Below are 26525 nucleotides of genomic sequence, written 5' to 3'. Positions count from 1 at the left end.
ACGGGGACCGGATACTATCCGGTCCCCGTTTGTTATATCGACAACTTCGACGCGCCGCTACGAGATATTGCCCAAAAACGCCTTGGTGCGTTCGCTCTTGGGGTGGTCGAAGACCTCGCTCGGCGTACCCTCTTCCACAATGACGCCGCCGTCCATAAAGACGACGCGGTCGGCGACATCGCGGGCAAAGCCCATCTCATGCGTTACCACGATCATAGTCATACCGTCACGTGCTAGGTCGCGCATGACGCCCAATACATCGCGGACGAGCTCGGGGTCGAGCGCCGACGTGGCCTCGTCAAAGAGCATCACGTGCGGGTTCATCGACAGGGCGCGGGCGATGGCGACGCGCTGCTGCTGGCCGCCCGAAAGCTGACTCGGCATAAAATCAATGCGCTCGGCCAGGCCGACCTTGGTCAGCTCCTCGATGGCGATCTTCTCGGCCTCTTCCTTACTGCGCTTGAGCACCTTTTGCTGCGCAAGCATGACGTTCTTTTTGACCGACAGGTGCGGGAACAGGTTGAACTGCTGAAACACCATGCCCAAGTGCGTACGTACCTTATTGAGGTCGACGCCCTTGGCACACACATCCACGCCCTCAACGACAATCGAGCCGCTCGTGGGATGCTCCAGGCGATTGATGCAGCGAAGCATCGTCGACTTGCCCGAGCCCGAGGGGCCCAGGACCACAACGACCTCACCCTTGTGCACGTCCAGATCGATATCACGCAGAACCACGTTATCGCCAAAAGCCTTTTGGAGGTTCTTGATGCTGACAACGACCTCGTTGGAATTCGTTTCACTCATGACAGGACCTCCTTACAGACCGGCGATATGATCGGCGGGCGTCGCGACAACCTGTCCGGCGCTCTTGGTGGGACGCTTCTTCTTGGTCTCGGTCGTACCCAGAAGTCTCGCCTCAAGACCGCTCACCAAGCGCGCAAGCGGCAGGGTAATGACCAGATAGAACAGAGCGGCAACCACATACGGCGTGATGGAGCCCGTCGTGGCCACGATGGTGCGGGCGTTCATGACGATCTCAACGACACCCACGGCGGCAAGCAGCGACGTGTCCTTGTAGAGCAAGATAAACTCGCTGGTCAGCGTAGGCAGGACATTGCGGAACGTCTGCGGAATCATGACATAGAGCAGCGTCTGGAAGGCATTCATGCCCAGCGAGCGAGCAGCCTCGTTTTGGCCCTTGGGGATCGACTGAATACCGGCACGGAAGATCTCGCACAAGTACGCAGACGAGTTCATGGCCATGACGATAACACCCAGCACATAGTCGTCCACTTTGACACCGGCCAGCGGCAGACCGAAAAACGCGATATAGATCTGCAGGAACGCCGGCGTACCGCGAATGATATTCACATAGATGCCGGCAAGACAGCGCAGGATGCGCGACTTAGAGATGCGCATGAGCGACAGGGCAAAACCGAAGGGAATTGCCAGCGGAAACGCCACAAGCACGATCGAGAGCGACATAAGGAAGCCCTTGAAGACGATCGGCAGGCTCTGGACCAAAATGACCGGGTTCAGGAACAGGCGCAGGAACATATTGGAGTTCCACGCCTCGACCCACGGCTGCTCTTTAAGGTCAGCCAGGAAGTTATCGAAGGCCGTCACGCCCTTGATCTCCACCGACGGAATCTTGGAGATCTTCTTGGTCGACCCGTCGGCGAGCGTATAGGTGCCGCTAAAGGCCTCATCGCCGCCCTCGACGGGGAAGGTCACGCCGTAAACCTCGACACGGAAAAAGCCGCCGGCAGGCGCCGTCTCGCCAAAGTCAATCTTGAGCGTCTGGCCGTCAGCCTTGCACGTGGGCTTCATGGGCGTACGATCCATGAGGTCCTCGCCCGAGAGCATCGTCAATCGCGTGTCATCGGTACCAAACGTCGTGCCGTCGACAAACGTCAAGGAAAGACCGCTCAGCTCCTCGTCGGCATCGGCCTGAACTTCCCAGGTAATGCGCGTCTCGGTGCCGCCGACCACATCGCTGCCCGAACCGGTGTTGGGTCGGGCGGTAATCTTTGCGGTCTCAAGCGCCTGAGCGGTCGTGGGCACGCAGGCCCCCGCGCATACCAGGGCGAGCGCCACAGCCAGGGCACAGGCCAGCTTTTGGAGCATCGAGGGCAGTGGAAAACGCTGCTCCGCGGCCCCTTTGTTCAGTCGAGACAAGGTGGCTCCTATCGTAGAAGTTGCCGGCAAAACGAGACGGAAACGCTCTCCGTCAAGAGAAGCGCAAAGGCCCTTTCCGCCAAAACGGAAAGGGCCCGCGCGCAATCAAGTAGTTATTTTACTTGATATTGTACTTAGCCATGAGGGCGTCGACGGTACCGTCGTCGGTCAGGTCCTTGATAGCCTGGTTGATGTCGTCCTTGAGCTTGGTGTTGCCCTGGTTGATGGCGACGGCGTACTCCTCGCCGGTGCTGATCTGCTTGATGGTCTGGCAGGTGTTGAACTGCTCGGCGGTCAGCTGGCTGGCAACGGAGCGGTTGGTGACTACGGCGTCGCCCTTATCGGACTGCAGGGCGCTGAAGCACTCGGTGGCGTCCTTGTAGGGGACGATCTTGGCCTTGGGGAAGTTCTCCTGGGCAAAGGCCTCGGCGGTCGAGCCAGACTGGACGATGATGGTAGCGTCGGCGTTGTTGAGCTTCTCGCTGTAGTTGTCGGCCGTGATGTCGGTGTTATCGACCTTGGTCACGATAGCCTGATCGTCCATGTAGTAGGAATCAGAGAAAGTGACTTCCTTCTCACGCTCGGGCGTGTCGGTGATAGCCGCGATGGAAACGTCATACTTGGCGCCCGAAGCGACGCCCGGAACCAGCGTGTCAAAGTCATTGTTGACGTACTCGACATCCAGACCCAGCTTGTCACCGATAGCCTTGATGAGCTCAAGGTCAAAGCCCTGGTAGTCGCCGTTGTCATCCTTGTACTCAAACGGCGCGTACTCGGCAGAGGTGCCGACGGTCAGCGTGCCGTCCTTGACGAGCGCGTACTCCTTGGAGCCGTCGACCTTCTCGACCTTAGCGTCGTCAGAGCTGCTGGAACCGGCATCAGAACCAGAGGTGGCGTTGGACGAACCGCAGCCCGTCAGAGCAAGGGCGAGTGCCATAGCACCCGTGGCGGCAAATGCGCCAAGCTTCTTCAGCTTCATAATCAGTCTCCTTCCGGTGACCTCGTTTGATTCAGAGGTCTGCAAAAACTGTTGGCTATTATGCACCCGGAATTACGAATCTGCAATGAGAAAACTGATTGAAACAAACCCATAACGTGAATGGAATACTCTACTTTGTGACAGTCATTACTGCTGCAATGACCTTAATAGTCTAATTTCACCTGCATAACCTGCAAGTTCGTTCGGAGTCTCCAAAATAAACGGCAGCGAACGCAAGTGGCCATTCGATACAATATTCTGCATAACCTGCATACCGCCACCAAATTCCTCGCTGCCAAGGTATCCCTTGCCGATGCACTCGTGACGATCTTTATGGGCGCCACAAGGGTTCTTCGAATCGTTGATGTGTACGGCATGCAAGCGATCGATACCCACCACGCGGTCGAACTCGTCGAGTACGCCGTCCAGATCATGGATGATGTCGTAGCCGGCATCGCTCACATGGCAGGTGTCCAAACAAACGCCCAGCTTATCGGACAGCTCTGGGCACTTGGCGGCAACGCCCTCGATAATGCACGCCAGCTCCTCAAAGCTGCGGCCCACCTCGGTACCCTTGCCGGCCATGGTCTCGAGCAGCACCGTCGTCTGCTGGCCCTCAAACATCACCTGGCACAGGGTGTCGACAATCATCTGAATGCCGACGTCGGAGCCCTGCCCCACATGCGCACCGGGATGGAAGTTGTAGTAGTTGCCGGGCAGCGCCTCCATGCGCCGCAGGTCCTCTGCCATGGCCTCCAGGGCAAACTCGCGCGCCCGCTCTTTGGCTGAGCAGGGGTTATAGGTATACGGGGCATGAGCCACGAGCGGGCCAAAGTCGTTTTGCTCCATAAGCTCGCGCAGGGCCGCCACGTCATCCATGTCAAGGTCTTTCGCCTTGCCGCCGCGCGGGTTGCGCGTAAAGAATGCAAAGGTATTGGCGCCAATGGACAACGCTGTCTCCCCCATTGCCCGATAGCCCTTCGTCGTCGAAAGATGGCACCCGATCGTCAGCATCTCCAGCTCCCTCCTCATCAGTTGCGGAAAAATACGGTCTATTGGTGCCTTATTTTGGCGCAAACAGACCGTATTCCACCGCAAGTTATAAAAGGGGCATCAAGAGCAAAGGCCTCCAGGCATTCCAAGCGCTGGCGCCATGCCCCCACGCCCTAAAGTTTCAAGCGAATCGCATCGATGATGTGCGCACAGCGCTGTGTGGCGGCTAGGCACATGATGGGGCTTTCGAGTTTCCCCGCCTGAATGAGCTGCGTCGCATGCGATGTCTCACCGTAAAAATCATCGACCTCAAATGGTGCATCGATTTCGAGTACTCGACCGTCGGAGTACTTCACATGGGCGAGCTCGGGGCGATGGAGACGCTCGATTTCCAACGAGCCCCGCTCACAGGCAATCGTTAAGCGGCTTTCATATGTTGCTTTGCCGTCGCACACCATATGAATGGGTATACCGCCGACGCTCATATGGATCTCGTCGGCCCAATCGACGCGACCGCCCGATACGTCACGCCAGCGAACTTCACGGGACGAAACCTCGCACGCGCCCGCGAGCAAATCCTCAAACCAACCGACCGCATAACAGCCCATGTCATATAGACAGCCGCCCTGCAACGGATCAAGCAGATAGCCCGAAGGAGACTCGCCGTAATCGAGCTTTTGCACGCTTTCAATCGAGACAATACGGCCAAGCTCACCCGACGCAAGCAAGTCTTTCACGCGAGCGCGCATCGGGCAAAACCGATTCTTCATCGCCTCCATAAACAGCACGCCGCGCTCGCGAGAGGTGGAGGCAATCGAGAGAGCCTCTTCCTCACTCAAAACGGCCGGCTTTTCGCACAGCACGGCCTTTCCGGCGCGCAGCGCGCGACAGGCCCAACGCGTATGCATGCCATGCGGAAGAGCCAAGTAGATTGCGTCGACATCGGGGTCGGCAATCAGCGCGTCATAAGCCGCATCGCCGTTATCGTCGGCCGAGGCATGGCCATGCGCAGCATCGATCGAAAACGCTCGGCAAAATTCCTCGACATGTGCAGGAGTGCGACCGGCCGCAGCCACCAGCCGTGCCCCGTCGACCTTCTTGAGCGACGATGCAAATCGATGAGAAATGTGCCCAGCGCCCAAAATGCCCCAACGAACCCCACGCGAATCATTACATGAATCCCGATGGCCCACGACAGCCCCCTTCAGTTGCGGTGGAATAGTCCCTGTTTAAGCCCTATTCTGCCGCAAACAGGAACTATTCCACCGCAAGTTATAAAAGGGTCACGAGGAGCGCGTTTTGCCGAAGGCCTTAAGCACTGCCGTCACGGGTCCAGGCTGGAAGCGTCGGCGCACGTCATCGAGACGCTCGGGGATATCGATATGCTGTGGGCAGTGGCGCGCGCATTTGCCGCACTTGACGCAATTGCTCACCAGCTTGGCCTCGCTCGTCCGCACCGCGCTCGCCGTAAAATACTGCGACAGGCCCGTAAACCAGCTGTGCGCATAGCTTGCGTTGTAGGCGGCGAAACACCCAGGGATGTTGATGCCTTTAGGACACGGCATACAGTAGCCGCATCCCGTGCAGGGCACGCGATTCGATTTCTCAAACTCCGTCAGCACGTGCGCGATGGCATCGAGCTGAGTAGCTGTCATCGAATCCGGCAGGGCCCGATCGGCCAACACCGCGTTCTCATCAACCTGCGCGGTATCGGTCATACCCGAAAGCAGCATCGTCACCTGAGGATGATTCCACACCCACGAAAGACCCCAGGCGGCAGGAGTGCGCAAATGCGGGTCACGGGCACTATCGAGCACAGCGCGAGCCCGTGGCGGCAGTTTGCCCGCTAAACGCCCGCCCAGCAGCGGCTCCATCACAAACACCGCTAGGCCTCGCTCGGCGGCGGCCATGAGCCCCGCCGTTCCCGCCTGATAGCGCTCTCCAGCGTAATTGTACTGGATCTGGCAAAAGTCCCACTCATACGCATCGAGCATCGTGAGAAAGTCCGCCGCGCTGCCGTGGTATGAAAAACCGATCTGGCGAATGCGCCCCGAAGCCTTTTGGCGCGCAATCCAGTCCTCGATGCCCAGTGCCACCACGCGCTCCCACTGGGCGGGCGAGGTAATGTTATGCATAAGGTAATAGTCGATATGGTCGGTCCGCAGGCGACGCAGCTGCTCGTCGAAGAACCGATCGAAATCCTCCGCGCACTTGCACGAAGCATGCGGCAACTTAGTCGCCAGCAACACCCGGTCACGCAGCCCCAAGCGCTCAAGCGAGGCGCCCACGCACGCCTCGTTACCGGGATAGAGATACGCGGTGTCCAGATAATTAATCCCCTGCTCCACCGCACGGGAAATGATGGCGTCGGCTGCCTTCGCATCCGGGCGTCCCGGCACACCGGGAAACCTCATGCAGCCCAGCCCCAACGCCGAGATACGGTTGCCGCTTTTGGGGTCAACGCGATATTGCACGGCCCCTCCCTTCGCCATCAGCGCCCCGGCAAGGCGAAACACAATGGTCACGCAGCCGAAACATCGTTGAATCGCAATCGAGAACGTATCGTAACGCAGCAGAAATCGAGCTGTCACGGCACCGCTTTAACATCAGCAAAAAGCCCGATGAAAGGAGCCGGGCATGACCACGCGCATGTCTTTGCGGTCTGCCCTGCAGCGTAGCGTCCAGGCAAACGTTTCTTTTTTATAACAGCCGCCCCGCGCACCCACCAATCACCCTGGCAGCATACAATCCATCAGGCGCCCCTTACGCGGGCGCCTTTTACATGGGGAGATGATTCACATGCAGATCAACAAGGTCGCTTTTATCGGCAAGGGCGGCGTCGGCCTGCTCTACGGCAGCATGATTGCCAAGGCCCTCGGCAATGACGCCGTCGAATACGTTATGGATGACACCCGTTTTGAGCGTCACGCGGGCGATGCGCTCACTGTCAACGGCAAGCCCTGCGATCTCACGTCCGTCCGCGCCAGCGAGGCGACGCCCGCCGATCTGGTCATCCTGACAGTCAAGACCACCGGTCTCGACCAAGCACTCAAGACTATGGAGCGCGTCGTGGGACCCAACACGCTCATCGCCTCGCTATGCAACGGCATTACGAGCGAGCAAAAGATTGCCGAACGCTTTGGCTGGGAGCATACCGTTCTTGGTATCTGCCAGGGCATGGACGCCGTGTTCCTCAACGGCGCGCTCACCTTTACCAATGCGGGCGAGATCCGCTTTGGCGCGGCGGCCGGCACGGACCCCGCGACCGTCGCCGCTATCGACGAGCTCTACACGCGCTGCGGCATCGCCCATACCGTCGAGCGCGACATTGCGCACCGCATGTGGGCCAAACTCATGCTCAACGACGGCATCAACCAAACCTGCATGGCCTACGGCGGGACCTACGGAAGCGCCACGGAGCCGGGCTCCGAGCAGCGTCGCTGCTTTGTTTCCGCCATGCGCGAAACGCTTGCGGTCGCCAACGCCGAGGGCGTTGAGCTGACCGAGGCAGACCTGACGCAAATGGTGCACCTCATCGAGGGAATCGACCCCGCCGGTATGCCCTCGATGGCTCAAGACCGCATCGCAAGGCGCAAAACCGAGGTTGATGAGTTCGCGGGCACCATCTGCCGCCTCGCAGCCAAACACGATATCCAGGCACCGCAAAACGAATGGCTCTATCGACGCATTCGCGATATCGAGAAAAGCTGGTAGCGCCGACGCGCCGCATTCAACAGCCTTAACAGCAAAACCGCCGCAAGGGAACCTCCCCCCTGCGGCGGCCTTCATCTTCGTCTACGATCGGCGGCCGATCTCACAACAGTTAGCGTTGCGACCCCGGCACCTCGTCCTCATCGTCGCGACAAAGGGCTACACCCGCACTTCCCAGCAGCGCGGCCGCGATCAACACGCCAACCACGATAGAGGCAGCCCCACAAGACCCCTGCATACCCGCGACGAGCGCGGCCGTAGGACCAAGGCAACCAAGCATCAACGCGACGGCGGCAACGGCAATATCTCGAGCATTCACAAGACCACTTCCTCCAAGAGAAAGACCTTATTTCTCAAGAACCAGTGTGCCCCGCATCCATACGCCCAGCGTACCGCCACGGTAAGGGCTCTGTTAACTCAAACGCATACATAGAACGGACGTCCTTACGTTGCCCTAAAGCTCGGTAAAGACGCCCGTCCGCCAAATATCCGTGATGCAGAAAAATTACCAACCGGTGTAGTAGTCGGTGGTTCCGGCAGCGCAACCGGAGTCATAGACCTTGCAATCACCCTTGGAGCCCGTAAAGGTCGAGCCCTGGGCCATATCGCCCGCGGCAACAACGTAATAGCCGTCGGAATCGCGCCAGAAGCCCTCAGAATCCTGAGTCCATTCGCCCGTGCGATAGTGATAAAGCACATTGCTGCTGTAATAGGTCTCGCGGCGCCCGTTGTAGTTATTGACACCCGCAGAGCGCGTCAGGCCCGATCCGTTCGCGTAGGACGCGGCAGACGCGTAGGACGGAGTGTAACCGGCGTTGTAGTACGAAGCCTGGGCGACCTCGGCAGCCTCCGCCTCGGCGGCAGCCTCGAGCGCATTGCGCTTGGCATCCTCAAGCGCAATGCGCAGCTCATCGAGCTCGGTCGACTTGGCGTCAACCTCCCCCATCGTCAACAGGCTACCCGCGCCGTCGATGCAACCCTGCAGCACAGCGCGCTCGTCATCGGTGGCATAGTCACCGTACATGTTCATGATGATCTGAGCGCGCATCTCCAGGGAATCGCGCTTGGCCTCCATCGAGGCGTTCCACTCCTGCATGGAACCATAACCATCGCCGCGATAGTCAACGGGCTGTACCAGCGTCGTCTCGGACGGAGTAGATCCAACCGTATCGGACAGTGTTGCGGCGTGGGCATCAGTTGCACCGGCGCCCGCCAAAAGTGCCACGGTCAGAGCGGCGGAAAGGGCGGCGGCTTTCGGTTTTCGTGAATCGATCCTCATGTAGCTGGAAACCTCCGTAGTGCGTTTTTGCTGCGTTTGAGCTGCGTGTGATTCGATCGCGCTGCATAGTACCCCGAGCAAATCGCGACCTGCGGTTTTACTCAAAAGGCGCACGTCAATTGCGTAAAACTCACATCCTCTCAACAGGAGTTTTCCACAACTCAAATGCATAAAGCGTGTCAAAAACCCTGTTTTTGCACCCGCTCTATGCAAAAAAGGCGCCTGTGCAACCATTGTTCGCACAGGCGCCTTGAGCAGGCATTTTATGCAGTTATACCTATCGAGTCGCAAGGGGTCCTTGCACAAGTCGCCTTACTCGTCCAGCGCGGCGAAGGCCTGCTTCAGATCCCAAATGATATCCTCGGCGTTCTCGGTACCGATGGAAAGACGGATCGTGGAGGGCGTGATGTTCTGCTCGGCGAGCTCCTCGGCAGAGAGCTGGGAGTGCGTGGTGGTAGCCGGGTGCACGACGAGCGACTTGACGTCGGCCACGTTGGCGAGCAGCGAGAACACCTGCAGATGATCGATGAACTTCCAGGCGGCCTCCTGGCCACCCTTAATCTCAAAGGTAAAGATCGAGGCACCGCCGTTGGGGAAGTACTTCTGATAGAGCTCGTGATCGGGGTGCTCAGACAGGCTCGGGTGGTTCACCTTGGCGACATGGCTGTCACCAGCCAGGAACTCAACGACCTTCTTGGTGTTCTCGACATGACGGTCAACGCGCAGCGACAGAGTCTCGGTGCCCTGGAGCAGGATCCAGGCGTTGAACGGGCTGATGCAGGCGCCCTCGTCACGCAGCAAGATAGCGCGGACATAGGTTGCGAAGGCGGCGGGACCGGCAGCCTCGGCAAACGAGACGCCATGGTAGGAGGGGTTGGGCTCGGCGATCTGCGCATACTTGCCGCTCGCCTTCCAATCGAAGTTACCGCCGTCGACGATCACACCGCCCAGCGAGGTGCCGTGGCCGCCGATGAACTTGGTTGCGGAGTGAACGACGATGTTGGCACCATGCTCCAGCGGACGGAACAGATACGGGGTGCCGAAGGTGTTGTCGACGACAACCGGCAGACCGTGCTTCTTGGCGATCTCGGAGATGGCGTCGATGTTGGGGATGTCGGAGTTGGGGTTGCCGAGCGTCTCGAGATAGATGACCGTGGTGTTGTCCCTGATGGCACCCTCAACCTCTTCCAGGTTATGGGCATCGACAAACGTGGTCTCGACGCCAAACTGGGAGAGCGTATGCTCCAGCAGGTTGTAGGAACCGCCGTAGATGGTCTTCTGGGCGACCACGTGGTCACCGGCCTGGGCGAGAGCCTGCAGGGTATAGGTGATGGCAGCGGCACCGGAGGCGACGGCAAGACCTGCCACGCCACCCTCGAGTGCGGCGATACGGTCCTCGAAGACGCCCTGGGTGGAGTTGGTCAGACGGCCGTAGATGTTGCCGGCGTCGGCAAGACCAAAGCGGTCGGCGGCGTGCTGGGAATTGCGGAACACATAGCTCGTGGTCTGGTAGATAGGCACGGCGCGGGAGTCGGATGCGGGATCGGCGCTCTCCTGGCCAACGTGAAGCTGCAGGGTATCGAAACCAAAGGTGTGCTCGGGGTTGTTGATGAACAGGCTCATGATGATCTCCTTGATCGAACAAAAGTAAATAAAAAGAGAGAAGTAAGTCGCTGTCTCCTGATCACGCCGACGGGCGCAAACAGGAGCCCGGCATTCGTCTTGGTAAGCAATTCATATGCGGGCCTCCTTTCGCATCCCGGTTCCGTGGTTGGCTTAATTACCTACCGCCTTTGTGTGTTTTGAATAGTACGAGCATTGTTTCCCTCGGTCAATCACTTAAAAGCGCTAACCTGTTATCGGTTTTTTAGATAGCTATCGAAAGGACGGGCGCCGATGACCCTCCAGCAGCTTCGCTTTCTTATCGCCGTGGCAGAATCCGGCTCAATTAACGCCGCAGCTCAGCGCCTCTATACCGCTCAGTCCAACATCTCAAACGCCGTCAAAAGCCTGGAACAGGAACTCAATCTGGAGATCTTTACGCGCTCCAGCCGCGGCGTCACGCTCACCAACGACGGCACCGAGCTTTTGGGTTATGCACGCCAGGTCGTAGAGCAGGCCGACATGCTCGAGGCCCGCTACGAGGACGGCGGTACCCCGCAAGCCCGCCTCGCCATTTCCGCCCAGCACTACGCCTTTTCGGTCGAGGCCTTTGTCAACGTAGTCGAGCGCTGCCGCGACAGCAAGTTCGAGTTCATCATGCGCGAGACCACCACATCGCAGATCATCGATGACGTCCGCGCATTTCGCAGCGACATCGGCATCCTCTATCTGGACGACTTTAACGCCCGCGTTCTGCAGAAGGCTTTTGCCGATGCGCGCGCGAGCTTCCATCCCCTATTCAACGCGACGGTCCACGTCTTCGTTAGCGAGCGCCACCCGCTTGCCCGCCGCCCGCAGCTGTCCCTTGCCGACCTCACACCATATACGCGCTACAGCTTTGAGCAGGGAACCTCAAACTCCTTCTATTACGCCGAGGAACCTTTTAGCTATATCCCTTGCGACCGCAACATACGAATCTCGGACCGCGGAACACTTACTAACTTACTTATCACGTCGAACGGCTACACCCTGTCGACCGGTGTCCTCTCCAATGAAATGCAATGGGGTATGGCATCGATCCCGTTAGCAGACGCCCCAACGATGCACGTAGGCTATATCATGCACGACGAGCGCAAGCCCTCTCCCCTCTTGCAGCAATACCTCGACGAGCTCAACCGCATCATCCATGCCAACTAACTGTCGGAAGACGGGGTAGAAATCGTAGATTGCTAGCCCCCGGCGGGCATGGCGCTACAATGGTCACTCACACGAAACGTACCCAACGAAAGGAAGCCCGTGAAGGTCATCATCTATACCGACGGCTCGGCCCGATCAAATCCGGGACGCGGCGGCTACGGCGCCGTGCTCAAATACACCAACCCCGCCGGCAAGACCTTCACCTCCGAGCTTTCGCGCGGCTACGCCAAGACCACCAACAACCGCATGGAGCTCATGGCGGTCATCGTGGCGCTCGAGGCACTTAACCGCCCCTGCGAGGTCGAGGTCCATTCCGATTCGCAGTACGTCGTCAACGCCTTTAACAAGCACTGGATCGACGGCTGGAAAAAGCGCGGATGGAAAACCGCCAACAAGCAGCCCGTCAAGAACCGCGACCTGTGGGAGCGCCTACTCACCGCCAAAAGCAAGCACAAGGTTGAGTTCATCTGGGTTAAGGGTCACGCCGGCCACGAGCTCAACGAGCGCTGCGATGAGCTCGCCACCACGGCGGCCGACGGCAGCAACCTCGATATCGATACCGGCTTTAACGAGAGCGACCTGTAACGGCGTTTTCGCACGCTATTTCCTGCCCCCTCGCGCTACACTCATCCTGTAAACCGAACGGCACGAGGGGGATACATGCTGCGTATAGCGACCATCGGCACATCCATGATTACCGACGACTTTATCCAGGTCGTCAACGCCAACGACCAAGCCGCGTTTGTGGGCACGCTCTCGCGCGATGCCGAGTGCGGCGCCGCCTTTACCGCCGAACACGGCGGCGAGCGTAACTTCACCGCACTTGACGAGCTTGCGTCCGCCGACGACGTCGACGCCGTCTACATCGGCAGCCCCAATGCGCTCCACTACGAGCAGGCCCTTGCCTGCATCGCCGGTGGCAAGCACGTCATCGTCGAGAAACCCTTCTGCGCCACCGAAGCGCAGGCGCTGGAAGTCTTCCGCGCTGCCGAGGCAGCAGGTGTCGTGGCCCTCGAGGCCATGCGTCCCCTCCACGATCCCGCCTTCCACGCCATCGAGGACGCCCTGGGCGAGATCGCCCCCATCCGCCGCGCCTCATTGCGCTTTGGCAAGTATTCCTCGCGCTACAACGAGATTCTCGCGGGACGCGCCACCAATATCTTCGACTGCAATATGGCATCGGGTTCCCTCATGGACATTGGCGTCTATACCGTCGAGCCCATGGTCGAGATCTTTGGCATGCCCTCCGGCCTTACGAGCATGACCACCCTGCTCGATCCCACCACGCGACAGCTCACGCACGGCCCCATCGATGGCTGCGGTTCCATCCTCGCCAGCTACGGCGGTGGCCGTATCTCCGTCGAGCTCGCGCACTCCAAAATAACGAACGACCTGTTGCCCTCGCAGATCGAAGGCGAGCGTGGCACTATCCAGATCGACCATCTGTCCACGCCCCGCAACGTCCGCATCGACTATCGCGGCGACGTCGTACGCGGCTCGGCGACCGAGGCACCGCGCGAACAGGGAGACAACGGCCGCGTGCTCGACCTGCCCAAATCGAGCAACACTATGGAATACGAACTCACAGACTTTATCACCGCCATCGGCGGCATCGATAACGTTAAGGAAGAGATTTGGGAGACCCCGGCGGGACGCCACGAGCTTGGCCACTACCGCGATGTCACACTCGTCTCACTGCGCATCATGGATGCCGTGCGCCAGCAGGCCGGCATAACCTTCCCAGCCGACGCAGGCAAGCAGGCATAGCTATGGGTCTCTTCGATACGTTCTTCTCCAGCGTCACCGGCGGCAGTCGAGAGCCTCAAAAACCATCAAACGTCGAGCTCGAGCTGCGCCGCAGGCTTACTGTGCTCGCAAGCGACGAGGCCACTCAAGACACTCCCCTGCGCTATTTCCTGCGCTGGGCGGGGCAAGTCCAGGGCGTTGGCTTTCGCTTTACCAACACCAACCTCGCGCAGGCACGCGCGCTCACCGGCTGGGTGCGTAACATGGAAGACGGCTCAGTCGAGATGGAGATACAGGGGGCTCCGGCAAATATCCTATCTCATCTCGAGGCGCTTCATGCCTCCTACGAGCGTATGGGAACGCGTTTTCGCCTCGTAGACGCCCAGGCCCGAGCCCCACTTGCCAATGAAGACGGTTTCACGCCTCGTTATTAGTATTGTGTGCTAAATACGGTATCATTTACCTACGACCGTTGATAGAAAAGAGGCGAGGCGCATGGCGGTGCAAAGAAGGAATACCAGGCAGCGAAAGCTGGTTCTTGACGCCGTGCGCCAAAGCTATAACCATCCCACCGCCGACGAAATCTACAACGTCGTGCGCGCGCAGGATGACAAAATCAGCCGCGGCACGGTCTACCGCAACCTCAATCTCTTGGCCGACGCCGGCGAGATTCTCTCCATCAAGACGCCGGGCGGCAGCCGCTTCGATCGCACGATCGAGCCGCATGCGCATATCATCTGCACCTCGTGCAGCCGCGTCATCGACGTACCGCTCCCCTTCGATGCCCAACTCGACGCCAAGGCATCCGAGCAAATCGGCTGGCACGTCACGTCGCACTACACCATCTTCGAGGGTCTCTGCCCCGACTGCCGGTAGATGTTCGGGACATGCCTTAAAATCCACCTTTCTGCACTCTGCAGCAAAAAGAGATTCCTAGGCATGCCACATATATCTACTCGGCGAGCAGGCGGCGCAGTTCTTCTTCGACCGTGCGCACGTAGCGGACGCGGTCGTTGATGCCACGCATAGAGGGATTGCAGCTCTCCATTAGATAAGGATGGCCCACGACGTTGAGCATGTCGCGGTCGTTTTCGTTATCGCCAAACGCCATCATCTCGTCGGGCGAAATTCCCAGGGCACGACCGTAATCGGCAAGCGCGGAACCCTTACCCGAATCAAAGCCGATAAAGTCCGTCCACTCGGTTCCCGACGTCATCACGTCGACACGGTCGCTAAAGAGGCGCTCAAAATACTCCAGGGCCGCCGGCTGATCCACCTCGGGCGTCTGGAAGGCAATCTTAATGACGTCCTCGTCGATGTCCTCAGGACGGTCGACCACCGCCACATCGCAGTGGACCTCATAGCGCAAATGGTCGACGAACGCATCGTTGCCGCTCATGGTGTAGAGGTGTCCCTCACACGAAAGGGTCACGTCGGCATGGGGATACGCAACCACGGCATTCGCGATATCCATAGCAAGGCTACGCTCCATGGAACGCTTGACAACGGCACGCCCCTCGTTCATCACTAGGGCTCCGTTTTCGCATACATAGGCGAGCTCATCGGCCACCGGGGCAAACAGGTAGCGCAAGCTCGCATATTGACGACCGCTCGCCGGCATAAACACGATGCCGCGACGATGCAGTTCATCGATGAGCTCAAAGGCCTCGGAACGCGGCTCGTGCTCCCCCGGATGCAGCAACGTGCCGTCCAAATCGCATGCAATCAGCTTGATTCCCTCAAGACCCATATGCTTCCCCAAAGCCTCCTATCAACAGCAAGACGGACCTTGATTGGTCGCCCCTCAAAGCCCGCCTTGCGTATACACGCGCTTAGCCGCGCGTCTTTTTTACGATGGTAAAGTCGGGAGCCATGCTCACGACGGCATCCGCCGCACTCGACGCAAAGCGCCGGTCCGCATCGAGTTCACGGGTAACCACCGAGAGCCGAACGCCCTCGACGCCCCGGAGCATGCGGCCCAAAACAGGCTGCACCGGCGTATACATGCGCACGGTATACTCGTCCGAATCGCCTCGGAAAAGCGGCGCGTGCATATTGCCGATCTCCCAGCACGCATGCGCGAGCGCAATCGGGTCCATGCGGTCAACTTCGACCAAATAAACCTCGGCACTGCGCAGGCGCACGACAACCGCCACGGGCACCATGCCCGAACGGTCGATGGCGAGCACGTCGCCGTCGGTAAAACGACCGCCGTCGGCAGCATCCAGCCGAACATCGACCGTGCGCCCCAGCTCCGTCACGCCCACAAGCGCGCATACATCAGCCTGGTCCCAATCGAGCAGCAGCTCGTCAACTTCAAAGACGCCGCCCAACTTCCGGCGAAGCAGGAGTTCATAGGACGGATCGTTGAGATTTCCCAAGCATGTCGTCGAAACCAAGCGTTCAGGCATACTCTAATCCTCGACCTCAACGAGCTCGATATCAAAGTTGAGGTCCTTGCCGGCCAGCTCGTGGTTGGCGTCGAGCGTCACGGCCTCGGGCGTTACGTCTATGACCACGGCGGGGACGGGCATGCCGCTCGGCGTGGACAGGAAAAGCTTCATGCCCTTCTCGATCTGCTCGATGTTGGGAACCTGTTCGGCCGGGAAGGTAATAACCATCTCGGGGTTGTGCTCGCCGTAGGCATCGGCAGCAGGAATGTGCACGGTCTTCTTCTCGCCCACCTGCATGTCGACAACAGCGGCGTCGAAGCCCTTGATCATCTGACCGGCGCCGCAGGTGAACTCCAGCGGCTCGCCGCGATCGTAGGAGCTATCGAACTGCGTGCCGTCGTCGAGCGTGCCGCGATAATGAGTCTTGACCTTCTTGCCCTGGTTGGACATGGTAACCTCCGTGATAAGGGCGGCGCACAACGCGGGCCGCCGTGAACATATGGCGCTAACTATACCCTAGTCATACAATTCAAAGACAGTTTGCAAAGAAACGCTGCAACCGGAGGAACCATGGCATATCCCGTATTTGACCTACACTGCGACACCGCCGACCGCATCGGCTGGGCCACGCTCGATCTCGACCTGCGCTTTACCGCCGGCACCGACGGTTATTTCCCCGGCGACGAAACGCATCCGCAAGATTTCGACCTCATCGAGGGCAACGCCTGCGCCATCTCGCTCGCAAAGATCGGCAACACGCCGTGGGCACAGTGCTTCGCCACGTTTGTCCCCGATGAGATTCCCACCGCCCACGCTGCGCGCTTCCAGGCGCAGATCATGGCACACATGAGCGGCCAGGCAATGCTCAACCACGACCGCATGGTCAACGTACGCAGCGCGGCAGACATTCGCCCTGCGCTCAAGGACGGCAAGGTCGCTTGCATCCACACCATCGAAAACGCGACGTTCTTTGCCGAAGACCCCGCGCTGATCGAGGTGCTCAAGAGCCTGGGCGTACTCATGTCATCACTCAGCTGGAACGCGCAGGGACCGCTCGCGAGCGGCCACGACACCCACGCCGGCCTCACCGCCGCCGGCATCGAGGCGCTTACGCAGATGGAGCACGCCGGCATGGTACTTGACGTCTCCCACCTCAACGATGAGTGCTTTGACGAGGTCGCCGCCCGCGCCACGCGTCCCTTCGTCGCCAGCCACTCCAACTCCCGTGCGGTTTGCGGCGCCAAACGCAACCTTACCGACGACCAGTTCCGCACCATTCGCGACATGGGTGGCATCGTCGGCCTCAACTACTGCAGCGAGTTCCTTTCCAACGGCGCAACCGACAAGACCGCCGCAGACGTCACCTTCGACCAGCTGGCGGCACATATCGAGCACTGGCTCGACCTGGGCGGCGAGGACGTCATCGCGCTCGGCGGCGACTGGGACGGCGCCACTGTGCCCGCTTTCCTCTCCGATGCCAGCAAGATGCCCGAGTTCCAGAACATGCTTTCCAAGCATTTTGGCAAGACCGTGATGCAAAAGCTCTGCAGCGACAACGCGCTTGCCTTCTTCGAGCGTTATTAATTTCACATCCCTTGAGCGGGCCGGCATGCCGAACGGTCGACATGCCGGCCCGTCCCCAATCTGAAGGACCGCTTTTGACGCAGCAGTTTACGATTTCCGTATCCCGACCGGATGGGACGCCCATCCCCGTCGTAGTTACCAAAAAGCGCGTCAAGAACTTCAACCTACGCGTCACATCGAGTGGTGAGGTCCACGCCAGTGCACCGCTCGGCGCCAGCCGCGAGCGCATCGAAGCGTTTGTAAAGCGCAACAGTGCCTGGATTGTCAACCGACTTGCCCAGCGTGAGCGACGTCAGGCGACGGCGCGAGAGCCGCTCAGTCCCTCGTCCATCATTGCACTTTGGGGCAAGCCCGTCACGGTACAGGATGCGCTCGATCACAACTTTGCATCACCCGCACCGCGGCCCAAACAGGCCACCTTCGCATGTTTTATGGGTACCGATGAATCGGACGAAAGCCCACAGCCAAAGCGGCACGCAATCCTCGACGGCCTAACGTCCGATGAGCTCCAAGCCCACATCGACCAGCTCTATACGTCCGAAGTCACATCGGCGCTACGCGATATGGTGCACGCATACGAAATCGCAATGGGTGTCGCCGTTTCCCGCGTTTCCGTACGCAGCATGAAAACGCGTTGGGGCTCATGCACGCCCAAATCCGGCGCCGTTCGCATCGCACGAGAACTTGCCGCCTATCCCGTCGAATGCCTCGACATGGTTGTCGCCCACGAGCTCGTCCACTTGCTCGAGCCAAGCCACAATCAGCGGTTTCACGCCCTGCTCGACACGTACTGCCCCAACAATAGAGCGCTGTCACAGCGGCTCAAGCAGCCACCCATAGAGATTTATTAGAACCGGTTAGCGCACGCGCTCGATCTCGACACCGCAGCTTGCCAGGGGAAGACCGACGGGCGCCCAAGGCTTATCGAGCTTAACGCGCACGCCAAGCAGCAGGGGGTAACGACGTAGCAGCATCGAGGCCACACCCTCGGCTGCAGCCTCGATGAGCTTAAACGTATGCTCGCGCAGATAGCCATCGACATCGTGGCACACCGAGCCATAGTCAATCGAGGCGTCCAAGTCATCGTGCTCTCCCGCTGCACGCAAGTCGGCATAGAGCACCAAGGACACGATGAATTTCTGGCCCAGCGCGTTCTCTTCGGGATACACGCCGTGGTTGGCAAAGACCTCGAGACCGTCGATAGTAATGCGATCGGCATGGCGAAGATCGTCATAGCTCACGTGGGGCACCGCCGTTGCAGTGGATATTTCGCCCCTTCCACGGCGGGCGAGCTCGGCGCCTTCAGTCTTGGTTGCATTCTCGGGCAGTTTCTTGTTACTCATCGCGATCGTCTCCTTCGTTTAGAACCCCGACCGCGCAACTAACTACACGCGAATCGACAGGTTCTTTTTATCATCGCTCCAGTTGCAAGCATTGCGCACGGGGCATGCAAAGCAGGCGCGCGACGCTTTGTCGGCTGCATAGAGCAGACGCTCAAGCGGTTGGCTGTTCACGCGCAGCTTTCGATGGCCCAGAATGGCCGTCTTAATGGCTGCGGCATCGGCCGGATCAAACGCCACATCATCGGGCATGCCGCCGAGAATCGCATCAGCGACGCGTTCGCTTGCAACATCATGGGATATACCCGATTCATACTGTTCATCTTTGCCGATATCGTGAAGAAGTGCCGTGGCGTAGATGACCTCGCGGTCAAATTCGAGCTGTTCCTCGAGATTCTTGATCCACATAATGCGAGCGACATCGAGAAGATGGTTAATGCCGTGGCGGCAGAAGATGCGCCCCGATTCCAACTGTGCAATGTTGCCCAGGTGCCGACGGAACAGCCCGTTGGCACAAATGTAATCAATGCGAGGCATGGCACCAAAGGGAGTCAGGCCCGAAGCCATAAAGCCGCGACGCGACGTCCCCTCATCGGTCTTCGATGTAAAGTCGTTGACGACCCTCATGCTAACGGCCCAGCATCCTAAAGAACCGCTCCTCGAGCGCGGGATCGGTCTCAAAGACGCCGCGGCGAGCGAGCGTCACGGTCTTGGTGCCGGGCTTCTGCACGCCGCGCATGGTCATGCACATATGCTCAGCCTCCATGAGCACAATCGCTCCCTGGGGAGCGAGATAATCCATGAGGGCGTCGGCAACCTGCGCACACAGCTGCTCCTGCAGTTGCAGACGACGGGCATAGACTTCAACCGTGCGAGCGAGCTTAGACAGACCCGCCACGCGACCGTTAGGGATATAGCCGATCGCGGCCTTGCCATAAAACGGCAGCAGATGATGCTCACACAGCGAGTAAAACGTGATATCGCGCTCGATAACCAAGTCGTTCGAAGCGACGGCAAAGGTTTTGGACAGGTGCTCCTCGGCACTCTGGTCCATACCGCCGGCGATCTCACCATACATACGGGCAACGCGCGCCGGGGTCTCCAGCAGGCCCTCACGAGTTGGGTCCTCGCCTATGCCCTCAAGCAACAGCTTAATGGCGGCCTCGACTTTTTCCTGATCGACCATCTGGGCCTCACTTTTCCGATTTCACGTTCGCGCTATGGTACCACGCCCTTTGGCATCGACCACAAGCTACATAGTATGGGTCGAATAGACCGGATCATCACGCCAAAGTTCAACCGCATCACAAAGCGCAACGCCCTCGCGCTCAGCACGGTCGCGCGTAGCGTTCATATCGATCACACGCTGGTTACTCGAGCCCCTAAAGCGCAATGAGATATCGTACAGATCCTGAACAAACGGGCCATCCACCAACATATCGAGGCAGGCAAGGATACGGTCCGTCGCCTCGGTATGGTGACGACCACCCGGCATAAGCTCCTCGAGCACGTCGCCGGTAAAGCACCAAATGGTCTTGCCCGACCCCGCGGGATAGGCCGCACGCACGCGTTCGATAAAGTCAACAAGCCCCGCCTGATTCTCGGGCTCCATGGGCTCGCCACCCAGAATCGTCAGGCCATCGATAAAGGGATGATCGAGACTCTCGATAATTTTGTCCTCGACGGCGCGATCGAACGGCTCGCCCGCAGCAAAGTCCCACGCGACGGAGTTAAAGCAATTCTTGCACCCGCGACGGCACCCGCTCACAAACAGAGAAGTACGAACGCCTTCCCCATCAGCAATGTCGAAATACTTAATGTTCGCGTAGTTCATAGGTAACTCTCCCGGGAGGCCGGGACATATCATCCCGTCCTCAAACATTCTCGGCCTTCGGCCTGCGAAACTGCGGGCGGGACGATATGTCCCGGCCTCATGCAAAGGGTAACTCAATGAACGAAGCGAACATCGAGTATAGGGTTCGAGGTCCAATAAAAACTTTGTTGCAGCTCAACCGCTATCGCAAGTAAATCGCAGCTGCAGCTCGAATTATTTCCGCTAAGAACTTCGAGGAGCGAGCAGGCCGCGCGCTGCATCTCAGCTACGTCAACTTGGCTGAACCGAGAGGGCCGCTTGGGCATTTGCTCGATATGAGTTCCGCACGCAAAGAAGGCCACTTAATGTGGCCTTCGTCTTGCGCAGGACTGTCCGAAATAGCGAGCAAATGCCCAAGCGGCCCTCTCGGTTCAGCCCCGGAGCGGTATTAGAGATGCAGCACGCGGTCGCGGATCTCCTCGGTTCGACCCTGGTTCCAGAATTGGGTACCGATGTAGCCGCACGTACGACGAGCGACGTTCATCTTCTCCTGGTCGCGATTGCCGCAGTTGGGGCACTCCCACACCAGCTTGCCGTCATCCTCGACAATCTTGATCTCGCCGTCGTAGCCGCACACCTGGCAATAATCGCTCTTGGTGTTGAGCTCGGCGTACATGATGTTGTCGTAGATGTACTGCATCACGCGGATGACAGCCTTGAGGTTGTCCTGCATGTTGGGAACCTCGACATAGGAGATGGCACCGCCCGGCGAAAGTTGCTGGAACATACCCTCGAACTTGAGCTTGTCGAATGCGTCGATCTCCTCGGACACGTGGACGTGGTAGCTGTTGGTGATGTAGCCCTTGTCCGTCACGCCCGGGATGATGCCAAAACGACGCTGCAGGCACTTGGCGAACTTGTAGGTCGTCGACTCAAGCGGGGTACCGTACAGCGAGAAGTCAATATCGCTTTCGGCCTTCCACTCCGCGCACTTGTCGTTCATGCGCTGCATGACGGCCATGGCAAAGGGCGTGCCCTCCTTCTCGGTGTGGCTGTGGCCCGTCATGTACTTGACGCACTCATACAGGCCGGCATAGCCCAGGCTGATGGTGGAGTATCCGCCCACGAGCAGCTTGTCGATTGTCTCGCCCTTCTTCAGACGAGCGAGGGCACCGTACTGCCAAAGAATCGGTGCGGCATCCGAAAGCGTACCCATCAGGCGCTCATGACGGCACAGCAGGGCACGGTGGCACAGCTCAAGGCGCTCATCGAAGATCTTCCAGAACTTGTCCATGTCCTGATGCGAGCTCAGTGCGACATCAGGCAGGTTGATGGTCACGACGCCCTGGTTAAAGCGACCATAGTACTTGGGCTTGTTCGGATCATAGTTCAGCGCGTTGGCCACGTTGTTAAATCCGTTACCGGAACGGTCAGGCGTCAGGAAGCTGCGGCAGCCCATGCAGGTATAGCAGTCGCCGTTGCCCGCGGTCTCGCCCTTCGACAGCTTGAGCTCGCGCATCTTCTTCTCGGAGATGTAGTCGGGCACCATGCGCTTGGCGGTGCACTTAGCGGCCAGCTGGGTCAGGTAGAAGTACGGGGAATTCTCGTGAACGTTATCGTCCTCGAGTACATAGATGAGCTTGGGGAATGCCGGGGTAATCCACACGCCGGCCTCGTTCTTAACGCCCTCGTAGCGCTGGCGAAGCGTCTCCTCCACGATCATGGCAAGGTCGTGCTTCTCCTGAGGCGTACGGGCCTCGTTAAGATACATAAAGACCGTCACGAACGGCGCCTGGCCGTTCGTGGTCATAAGCGTCACGACCTGATACTGGATCGTCTGGACGCCGCGACGAATCTCGTCACGCAGACGGTCCTCAACGACCTCGCGGACCTTTTCGGGAGATGCGGAAACGCCGAGCTCCTCGAGCTCGCGGGCGACCTCGCCGCGAATCTTTTGACGGCTCACCTCGACGAACGGGGCAAGATGGGTCAGCGAAATCGACTGGCCACCGTACTGGGAGGAAGCAACCTGGGCGATGATCTGCGTCGCGATGTTGCAGGCGGTCGAGAAGCTGTGCGGCTTCTCAATCAGCGTACCCGAGATAACAGTGCCGTTCTGGAGCATGTCCTCCAGGTTCACCAGATCGCAGTTGTGCATGTGCTGGGCAAAGTAATCCGAATCGTGGAAATGAATCAGGCCCTCATTATGGGCATCCACGATCTCCTGGGGCAGCAGCACACGCTGAGTCAGGTCCTTGGAGATCTCGCCGGCCATGTAGTCACGCTGAACGGAATTGACGGTCGGGTTCTTGTTGGAGTTCTCCTGCTTGACCTCTTCGTTGTTGCACTCGATCAGCGACAGAATCTTGTCGTCGGTCGTGTTCTTCTGGCGCTTCAGGCTCTGAACATAGCGATAGATGATGTAGTGGCGGGCAACCTCGTAGCAGTCGAGACGCATGATCTCGTCCTCGACCAGATCCTGAATCTCCTCGACCGACACGGTGTGGCCCGCGTTCTCACATGCCTCGGCGACGTTTTGTGCCGCGTAAACCACCTGGCGGTCGGTAAGACGAGAGCTCTCCTCGACCTCCAAGTTTGCGGCGCGGATGGCATTGACGATCTTATCGATGTCAAAGACAACCTCGGTGCCGCTGCGCTTGATGATCTTCATCCTCTTGCCTCTTTCGCGTCGTAGCCTCATTGCGCTTCAGAGCCAAACGATGCCCGGCAGGGCTTGCCCCTGTCTTGCGGCGCCGTCGCGCAATCTGTGTTCTCGATAAACCATAAGTCCTCATGCGGACAATCCTCGCGGCCGATCAAGCGGCTCAAAGGCGTGTCCAAATGGGACGAATAAGGTCTTCGTTCTCTGTCCGCCATCTATCATACGACAAAGACGCATCTATATCCTGTATTCTTTTTTTAGTTCAAACACAACATATAGTGTTTCAGCAGGTCAAAGCAATTGGTCATTTTGCAGACGCATTAATTATGAGGGGTTCTTGGCAAGTCGGTAAAACGTTACCAACACGGCTACCTGCATGGCAGTTATAAAACCCCCTTAGTCAAGCCGCTGACAAATCCTACCAAAACCAAGCCGCTCACGCCAAAAGAATCCAAAAGATTATGCTTGACCAACATGTTGCGGTCACGATCGGCCAGGACGTATGCAATCTGCCGGCACCTCTACGGGATGCGAAGACCATCGCGTACGGACCTTGGATCAATATTTGGTGGCTTATTTGGCGGCGTGCTTGGTAGCAAAACAAAACAGCCCAGAGGCAAAGCCTCTGGGCTGCGAACATTTGGTGGGCGTTAGAAGATTTGAACTTCTGACCTCTTCCGTGTCAGGGAAGCGCTCTCCCCCTGAGCTAAACGCCCAAATGGAGCGGACAACGGGGCTCGAACCCGCGACCCCAACCTTGGCAAGGTTGTGCTCTACCAACTGAGCCATGTCCGCTTACGAGGATTAATCTTACGTGATGCCCGCATCCTATGCAAGAACTTTTTTTGAAAAGTTTTGCAACGCCCTCGCGAACCTCGCGAAGACATCAGCCACCACGGAAGGCGCAGGCAAACGCAAACTCGCCGCAAGAGACCCCTACAACTCAGAGAGCATGATCCAGGCAGAGCTGTCCTGCGCGAGCCTGCCGTCTGCAAGCGGTGATGAGGTGAGCAGGACCCTGCCCGCCGGCAGTTCCACGGGCGCTGCGCCGAAGTTCGTCACACACGCCCAGCCGTTGTCGCGGCGATAGGCGATGACGCCGCCCTCAGTGCCCTCGGCACCATCCGCAAGGCCAGTGCGCCCGTCAAGATCGAGCCACGCAAGATCGTTGGCGCGCCCGCGCAGCTTGCGCCGCAGCCAAAGGGCGTCACGATAGAGCGCAAGCATCGATGTCGGGTCCGCTTCTTCCCTATCGGCAGCGTAATCGGAAAACCATGCAGGCTGCGGCAGATGGGGCGCCGTATCGGCGTCCGCCGGTGAAAACCCAAACGATCCGCCCTGCGCGGGATCGTCCGCCGCCACCCACGGCAGGGGCACACGACAGCCGTCGCGCCCCTTCTCGCGCTTCGATCCGTGCGTATTGGTCGCAGTGGGATCTTCGAGTGCAGCCCACGGAATGTCAGCAACCTCAAAAAGGCCGAGCTCCTCACCCTGATACACGTATGCCGAGCCCGGAAGCGCCAGCTCAAGCAAAAGGGCCGCCCGCGCGCGGCGCTCGCCGAGTTCACGGTCCTCGTCATAAGACGACCCGTCGCGTAAGAGCCAGTCGAGCGCAATCTGGTGGTAGCGCGTCGCCTTGATTTGCGGCAGGGCATAGCGTGTCGCCACGCGCGGCACGTCGTGGTTGGAGAGTACCCAGGTCGAGGCGGAATCGGATTCGATGGCCGCCTTCAAGCCCTCCTCGATTGCAGCGTGCATGTCATCATAGGTCCAAGTGGCCTTGGCGAACTCAAAGTTGAATGTCTGGCCAAGTTCGCTGGGACGCGCGTAGAGATACTGGCGCTCGGGCAGCACCCACGCCTCGGCAACGGCGCTGCGCGGCGGATTATAGCGGTCGAACACGCGGCGCCACTCGCGATAGATCTCGTGGACCTCGTTGCGGTCCCACAGCGGATGGGTGCCGTCGTCAACCATGTCATCGCCCTCGGCGAGATGCCACCGGTCGAGGTCATCGCGGTCGAGATCCTTGGCGAGACCGTGCGCCACATCAATGCGAAAGCCATCGACGCCTCGATCGCTCCAAAACGCCAGGACATCGCAAAAGAACGCGTGAACCTCGGGGCATGACCAGTCAAAGTCCGGCTGCTCGGGCGTAAACATGTGCAGATACCACTGACCGTCCGCAACACGCGTCCAGGCGGGGCCGCCAAAGTTGGCATTCCAATTGGTGGGAGGCAGCTCGCCATGCTCGCCGCGACCATCGCGGAAGATATAACGGGCGCGCTCGGGCGATCCGGGGCCGGCGGCAAGAGCGGCTTTGAACCAGGGGTGCTGGTTGGATGAATGGTTGGGTACGATGTCGACGATGACCTTGATGCCGCGCGCGTGAGCCGCAGCGATCATGTCATCGAAGTCGTCAAGCGAGCCGAGACGTGGGTCGACATCGCAGTAGTCCGCCACATCATAGCCGCCATCGACAAGAGGCGATGGGTAAAACGGACTCAGCCAGATGGCCTCGATACCCAGCCGCTCAAGATAGTCCATCTGCTGGGTAATGCCCGCGATATCGCCCAGACCCGAACCAGTCGAATCCTTAAACGAGCGCGGGTAGATCTGATAGATCGCGGCATCGGACATCCATGAGCGCGACGAGGACTTTTCTGTAGACATGGGATGAGTCTCCCTTGCAACGAGGTTTTGCGAGATGCCCACGATGATACGCCCAAAGCGGACATCCGCGGCAAACAACGCCACAGCCACGACCCAAAATGCTCGACCCCTCTCGGGTTCAAGCCTCCTGGGACGAATCGACCGATTAGTGAAAAGAACGGAAGACCCACTTTCCCGGCCACGACAGCGAGCGGGCTCCGGGTGCCTCAGGTTGCCGCGAAAGAGGAGGGAAGCGTACTTTATGTACGCGACCGACGATTGAGGGGCAAGATGGGGTGCCCGGGGCTCGCGCAGCGTCAAATCAGAACCACCCTTAAAAAGGGTGGTTTGCTCTTAGGGTATAACCCACGGGCTCCGGGCTCGCGTCTAAAGGCG

The 26525-nt window shown here is 59.0% G+C and carries 26 protein-coding genes and 2 tRNA genes; 8 read left to right on the top strand and 20 right to left on the bottom strand.

What is annotated here, in order from left to right:
- Positions 1-57: 57 nt before the first annotated feature.
- The 6 genes from AB5Z25_RS03780 to AB5Z25_RS03755 form a co-directional block, all read right to left on the bottom strand.
- Complete coding sequence (locus AB5Z25_RS03780) at positions 58-807, bottom strand: amino acid ABC transporter ATP-binding protein (RefSeq protein ID WP_128620108.1); 750 nt, start codon at positions 805-807, stop codon at positions 58-60.
- A 12-nt stretch (positions 808-819) separates the two neighbouring features.
- A complete protein-coding gene (locus tag AB5Z25_RS03775) occupies positions 820-2181 on the bottom strand; it encodes an ABC transporter permease subunit (RefSeq protein ID WP_368134829.1) in 1362 nt (453 codons plus the stop codon).
- Between the two features lie 118 nt (positions 2182-2299).
- The gene (locus AB5Z25_RS03770; protein WP_368134828.1) at positions 2300-3160 is read right to left on the bottom strand and encodes an ABC transporter substrate-binding protein; all 861 of its coding nucleotides are present in this window, start codon (positions 3158-3160) and stop codon (positions 2300-2302) included.
- Positions 3161-3307: 147 nt separating this feature from the next.
- Entirely contained in the window at positions 3308-4174 is an 867-nt protein-coding gene (locus AB5Z25_RS03765) for a deoxyribonuclease IV (protein WP_368134827.1), read from the bottom strand.
- Between the two features lie 152 nt (positions 4175-4326).
- Positions 4327-5346 carry a Gfo/Idh/MocA family protein gene (locus tag AB5Z25_RS03760; protein ID WP_368134826.1) on the bottom strand — a complete coding sequence of 340 codons (1020 nt, stop codon included), beginning with the start codon at positions 5344-5346 and terminating at the stop codon, positions 4327-4329.
- A gap of 90 nt (positions 5347-5436) precedes the next feature.
- Complete coding sequence (locus AB5Z25_RS03755) at positions 5437-6627, bottom strand: aldo/keto reductase (protein ID WP_368134825.1); 1191 nt, start codon at positions 6625-6627, stop codon at positions 5437-5439.
- A 325-nt stretch (positions 6628-6952) separates the two neighbouring features.
- On the opposite strand from AB5Z25_RS03755, the gene AB5Z25_RS03750 reads away from it, so the two are divergent.
- Positions 6953-7867, top strand: coding sequence for a ketopantoate reductase family protein (locus tag AB5Z25_RS03750; RefSeq protein WP_368134824.1), 915 nt, complete (start codon positions 6953-6955; stop codon positions 7865-7867).
- Positions 7868-7976: 109 nt separating this feature from the next.
- Here AB5Z25_RS03750 and AB5Z25_RS03745 read toward each other — a convergent pair whose 3' ends face one another.
- The 3 genes from AB5Z25_RS03745 to AB5Z25_RS03735 all read right to left on the bottom strand — a co-directional run bounded on the left by AB5Z25_RS03745 (position 7977) and on the right by AB5Z25_RS03735 (position 10766).
- Positions 7977-8183 (bottom strand): hypothetical protein, encoded by a 207-nt coding sequence (locus AB5Z25_RS03745; protein WP_368134823.1) that lies wholly within the window; start codon positions 8181-8183, stop codon positions 7977-7979.
- 186 nt (positions 8184-8369) lie between these two features.
- On the bottom strand, positions 8370-9143 hold the full coding sequence (locus tag AB5Z25_RS03740; protein ID WP_055251416.1) for a hypothetical protein: 774 nt from the start codon (positions 9141-9143) through the stop codon (positions 8370-8372).
- 312 nt (positions 9144-9455) lie between these two features.
- Positions 9456-10766 carry an O-acetylhomoserine aminocarboxypropyltransferase/cysteine synthase family protein gene (locus AB5Z25_RS03735; protein WP_346979405.1) on the bottom strand — a complete coding sequence of 437 codons (1311 nt, stop codon included), beginning with the start codon at positions 10764-10766 and terminating at the stop codon, positions 9456-9458.
- A gap of 273 nt (positions 10767-11039) precedes the next feature.
- On the opposite strand from AB5Z25_RS03735, the gene AB5Z25_RS03730 reads away from it, so the two are divergent.
- From AB5Z25_RS03730 to AB5Z25_RS03710, 5 genes are all read left to right on the top strand, one after another.
- On the top strand, positions 11040-11942 hold the full coding sequence (locus AB5Z25_RS03730; protein ID WP_117770163.1) for a LysR family transcriptional regulator: 903 nt from the start codon (positions 11040-11042) through the stop codon (positions 11940-11942).
- Positions 11943-11990: 48 nt separating this feature from the next.
- The gene (gene rnhA, locus AB5Z25_RS03725; RefSeq protein WP_117637459.1) at positions 11991-12527 is read left to right on the top strand and encodes a ribonuclease HI; all 537 of its coding nucleotides are present in this window, start codon (positions 11991-11993) and stop codon (positions 12525-12527) included.
- Between the two features lie 75 nt (positions 12528-12602).
- Positions 12603-13709: a Gfo/Idh/MocA family protein gene (locus AB5Z25_RS03720; RefSeq protein ID WP_368134822.1), complete on the top strand. Its 1107-nt coding sequence runs from the start codon at positions 12603-12605 to the stop codon at positions 13707-13709.
- Positions 13710-13711: 2 nt separating this feature from the next.
- Positions 13712-14122, top strand: a complete 411-nt coding sequence (locus AB5Z25_RS03715; RefSeq protein ID WP_117583885.1) for an acylphosphatase — start codon at positions 13712-13714, stop codon at positions 14120-14122.
- A 61-nt stretch (positions 14123-14183) separates the two neighbouring features.
- Entirely contained in the window at positions 14184-14564 is a 381-nt protein-coding gene (locus tag AB5Z25_RS03710) for a Fur family transcriptional regulator (protein WP_172677978.1), read from the top strand.
- Positions 14565-14640: 76 nt separating this feature from the next.
- Here AB5Z25_RS03710 and AB5Z25_RS03705 read toward each other — a convergent pair whose 3' ends face one another.
- From AB5Z25_RS03705 to AB5Z25_RS03695, 3 genes are all read right to left on the bottom strand, one after another.
- On the bottom strand, positions 14641-15438 hold the full coding sequence (locus AB5Z25_RS03705; RefSeq protein ID WP_346979407.1) for an HAD-IIB family hydrolase: 798 nt from the start codon (positions 15436-15438) through the stop codon (positions 14641-14643).
- An 82-nt stretch (positions 15439-15520) separates the two neighbouring features.
- Positions 15521-16099 (bottom strand): urease accessory protein UreE, encoded by a 579-nt coding sequence (locus tag AB5Z25_RS03700; RefSeq protein ID WP_117770167.1) that lies wholly within the window; start codon positions 16097-16099, stop codon positions 15521-15523.
- A 3-nt stretch (positions 16100-16102) separates the two neighbouring features.
- Positions 16103-16531 (bottom strand): FKBP-type peptidyl-prolyl cis-trans isomerase, encoded by a 429-nt coding sequence (locus tag AB5Z25_RS03695; protein WP_117640821.1) that lies wholly within the window; start codon positions 16529-16531, stop codon positions 16103-16105.
- Positions 16532-16651: 120 nt separating this feature from the next.
- On the opposite strand from AB5Z25_RS03695, the gene AB5Z25_RS03690 reads away from it, so the two are divergent.
- Both AB5Z25_RS03690 and AB5Z25_RS03685 read left to right on the top strand, forming a co-directional pair.
- Positions 16652-17665, top strand: a complete 1014-nt coding sequence (locus AB5Z25_RS03690; RefSeq protein ID WP_368134821.1) for a dipeptidase — start codon at positions 16652-16654, stop codon at positions 17663-17665.
- Between the two features lie 41 nt (positions 17666-17706).
- A complete protein-coding gene (locus AB5Z25_RS03685) occupies positions 17707-18516 on the top strand; it encodes a M48 family metallopeptidase (RefSeq protein WP_368134820.1) in 810 nt (269 codons plus the stop codon).
- Positions 18517-18522: 6 nt separating this feature from the next.
- Here the strand turns inward: AB5Z25_RS03685 and folB are convergent, their stop codons facing one another.
- The 8 genes from folB to AB5Z25_RS03645 form a co-directional block, all read right to left on the bottom strand.
- Positions 18523-19008: a dihydroneopterin aldolase gene (gene folB, locus AB5Z25_RS03680; RefSeq protein ID WP_368134819.1), complete on the bottom strand. Its 486-nt coding sequence runs from the start codon at positions 19006-19008 to the stop codon at positions 18523-18525.
- A gap of 42 nt (positions 19009-19050) precedes the next feature.
- A complete protein-coding gene (locus tag AB5Z25_RS03675) occupies positions 19051-19632 on the bottom strand; it encodes an HD domain-containing protein (protein WP_368134818.1) in 582 nt (193 codons plus the stop codon).
- A 1-nt stretch (position 19633) separates the two neighbouring features.
- Positions 19634-20191, bottom strand: coding sequence for a GTP cyclohydrolase I FolE (gene folE / locus AB5Z25_RS03670; protein WP_022094399.1), 558 nt, complete (start codon positions 20189-20191; stop codon positions 19634-19636).
- Between the two features lie 66 nt (positions 20192-20257).
- Complete coding sequence (gene nrdG / locus AB5Z25_RS03665; protein ID WP_368134817.1) at positions 20258-20839, bottom strand: anaerobic ribonucleoside-triphosphate reductase activating protein; 582 nt, start codon at positions 20837-20839, stop codon at positions 20258-20260.
- 427 nt (positions 20840-21266) lie between these two features.
- Positions 21267-23489, bottom strand: coding sequence for an anaerobic ribonucleoside-triphosphate reductase (gene nrdD / locus AB5Z25_RS03660; RefSeq protein ID WP_022094397.1), 2223 nt, complete (start codon positions 23487-23489; stop codon positions 21267-21269).
- Between the two features lie 632 nt (positions 23490-24121).
- A tRNA-Val gene (locus AB5Z25_RS03655) sits at positions 24122-24196 on the bottom strand.
- Between the two features lie 3 nt (positions 24197-24199).
- Positions 24200-24275 (bottom strand) — tRNA-Gly (locus AB5Z25_RS03650).
- Positions 24276-24416: 141 nt separating this feature from the next.
- Positions 24417-26150 carry a glycoside hydrolase family 13 protein gene (locus AB5Z25_RS03645; protein WP_368134816.1) on the bottom strand — a complete coding sequence of 578 codons (1734 nt, stop codon included), beginning with the start codon at positions 26148-26150 and terminating at the stop codon, positions 24417-24419.
- Positions 26151-26525: the final 375 nt, after the last annotated feature.

The organism is Collinsella aerofaciens, from assembly GCF_040910325.1.
Classification (GTDB): domain Bacteria; phylum Actinomycetota; class Coriobacteriia; order Coriobacteriales; family Coriobacteriaceae; genus Collinsella; species Collinsella aerofaciens_BL.
The sequence above is the reverse complement of the archived record's forward strand: the minus strand, read 5'-3'. Positions and strand labels throughout refer to the sequence as shown.

Coding starts and splice junctions, on each gene's coding strand:
- AB5Z25_RS03780 (WP_128620108.1), bottom strand. CDS start 807: ATGAGTGAAACGAATTCCAACGAGGTCGTTGTCAGCATCAAGAACCTC.
- AB5Z25_RS03770 (WP_368134828.1), bottom strand. CDS start 3,160: ATGAAGCTGAAGAAGCTTGGCGCATTTGCCGCCACGGGTGCTATGGCA.
- AB5Z25_RS03765 (WP_368134827.1), bottom strand. CDS start 4,174: ATGCTGACGATCGGGTGCCATCTTTCGACGACGAAGGGCTATCGGGCA.
- AB5Z25_RS03750 (WP_368134824.1), top strand. CDS start 6,953: ATGCAGATCAACAAGGTCGCTTTTATCGGCAAGGGCGGCGTCGGCCTG.
- AB5Z25_RS03740 (WP_055251416.1), bottom strand. CDS start 9,143: ATGAGGATCGATTCACGAAAACCGAAAGCCGCCGCCCTTTCCGCCGCT.
- AB5Z25_RS03735 (WP_346979405.1), bottom strand. CDS start 10,766: ATGAGCCTGTTCATCAACAACCCCGAGCACACCTTTGGTTTCGATACC.
- AB5Z25_RS03730 (WP_117770163.1), top strand. CDS start 11,040: ATGACCCTCCAGCAGCTTCGCTTTCTTATCGCCGTGGCAGAATCCGGC.
- rnhA (WP_117637459.1), top strand. CDS start 11,991: ATGGCGCTACAATGGTCACTCACACGAAACGTACCCAACGAAAGGAAG.
- AB5Z25_RS03720 (WP_368134822.1), top strand. CDS start 12,603: ATGCTGCGTATAGCGACCATCGGCACATCCATGATTACCGACGACTTT.
- AB5Z25_RS03715 (WP_117583885.1), top strand. CDS start 13,712: ATGGGTCTCTTCGATACGTTCTTCTCCAGCGTCACCGGCGGCAGTCGA.
- AB5Z25_RS03710 (WP_172677978.1), top strand. CDS start 14,184: ATGGCGGTGCAAAGAAGGAATACCAGGCAGCGAAAGCTGGTTCTTGAC.
- AB5Z25_RS03705 (WP_346979407.1), bottom strand. CDS start 15,438: ATGGGTCTTGAGGGAATCAAGCTGATTGCATGCGATTTGGACGGCACG.
- AB5Z25_RS03700 (WP_117770167.1), bottom strand. CDS start 16,099: ATGCCTGAACGCTTGGTTTCGACGACATGCTTGGGAAATCTCAACGAT.
- AB5Z25_RS03695 (WP_117640821.1), bottom strand. CDS start 16,531: ATGTCCAACCAGGGCAAGAAGGTCAAGACTCATTATCGCGGCACGCTC.
- AB5Z25_RS03690 (WP_368134821.1), top strand. CDS start 16,652: ATGGCATATCCCGTATTTGACCTACACTGCGACACCGCCGACCGCATC.
- AB5Z25_RS03685 (WP_368134820.1), top strand. CDS start 17,707: ATGCCGGCCCGTCCCCAATCTGAAGGACCGCTTTTGACGCAGCAGTTT.
- folB (WP_368134819.1), bottom strand. CDS start 19,008: ATGAGTAACAAGAAACTGCCCGAGAATGCAACCAAGACTGAAGGCGCC.
- AB5Z25_RS03675 (WP_368134818.1), bottom strand. CDS start 19,632: ATGAGGGTCGTCAACGACTTTACATCGAAGACCGATGAGGGGACGTCG.
- folE (WP_022094399.1), bottom strand. CDS start 20,191: ATGGTCGATCAGGAAAAAGTCGAGGCCGCCATTAAGCTGTTGCTTGAG.
- nrdG (WP_368134817.1), bottom strand. CDS start 20,839: ATGAACTACGCGAACATTAAGTATTTCGACATTGCTGATGGGGAAGGC.
- nrdD (WP_022094397.1), bottom strand. CDS start 23,489: ATGAAGATCATCAAGCGCAGCGGCACCGAGGTTGTCTTTGACATCGAT.
- AB5Z25_RS03645 (WP_368134816.1), bottom strand. CDS start 26,150: ATGTCTACAGAAAAGTCCTCGTCGCGCTCATGGATGTCCGATGCCGCG.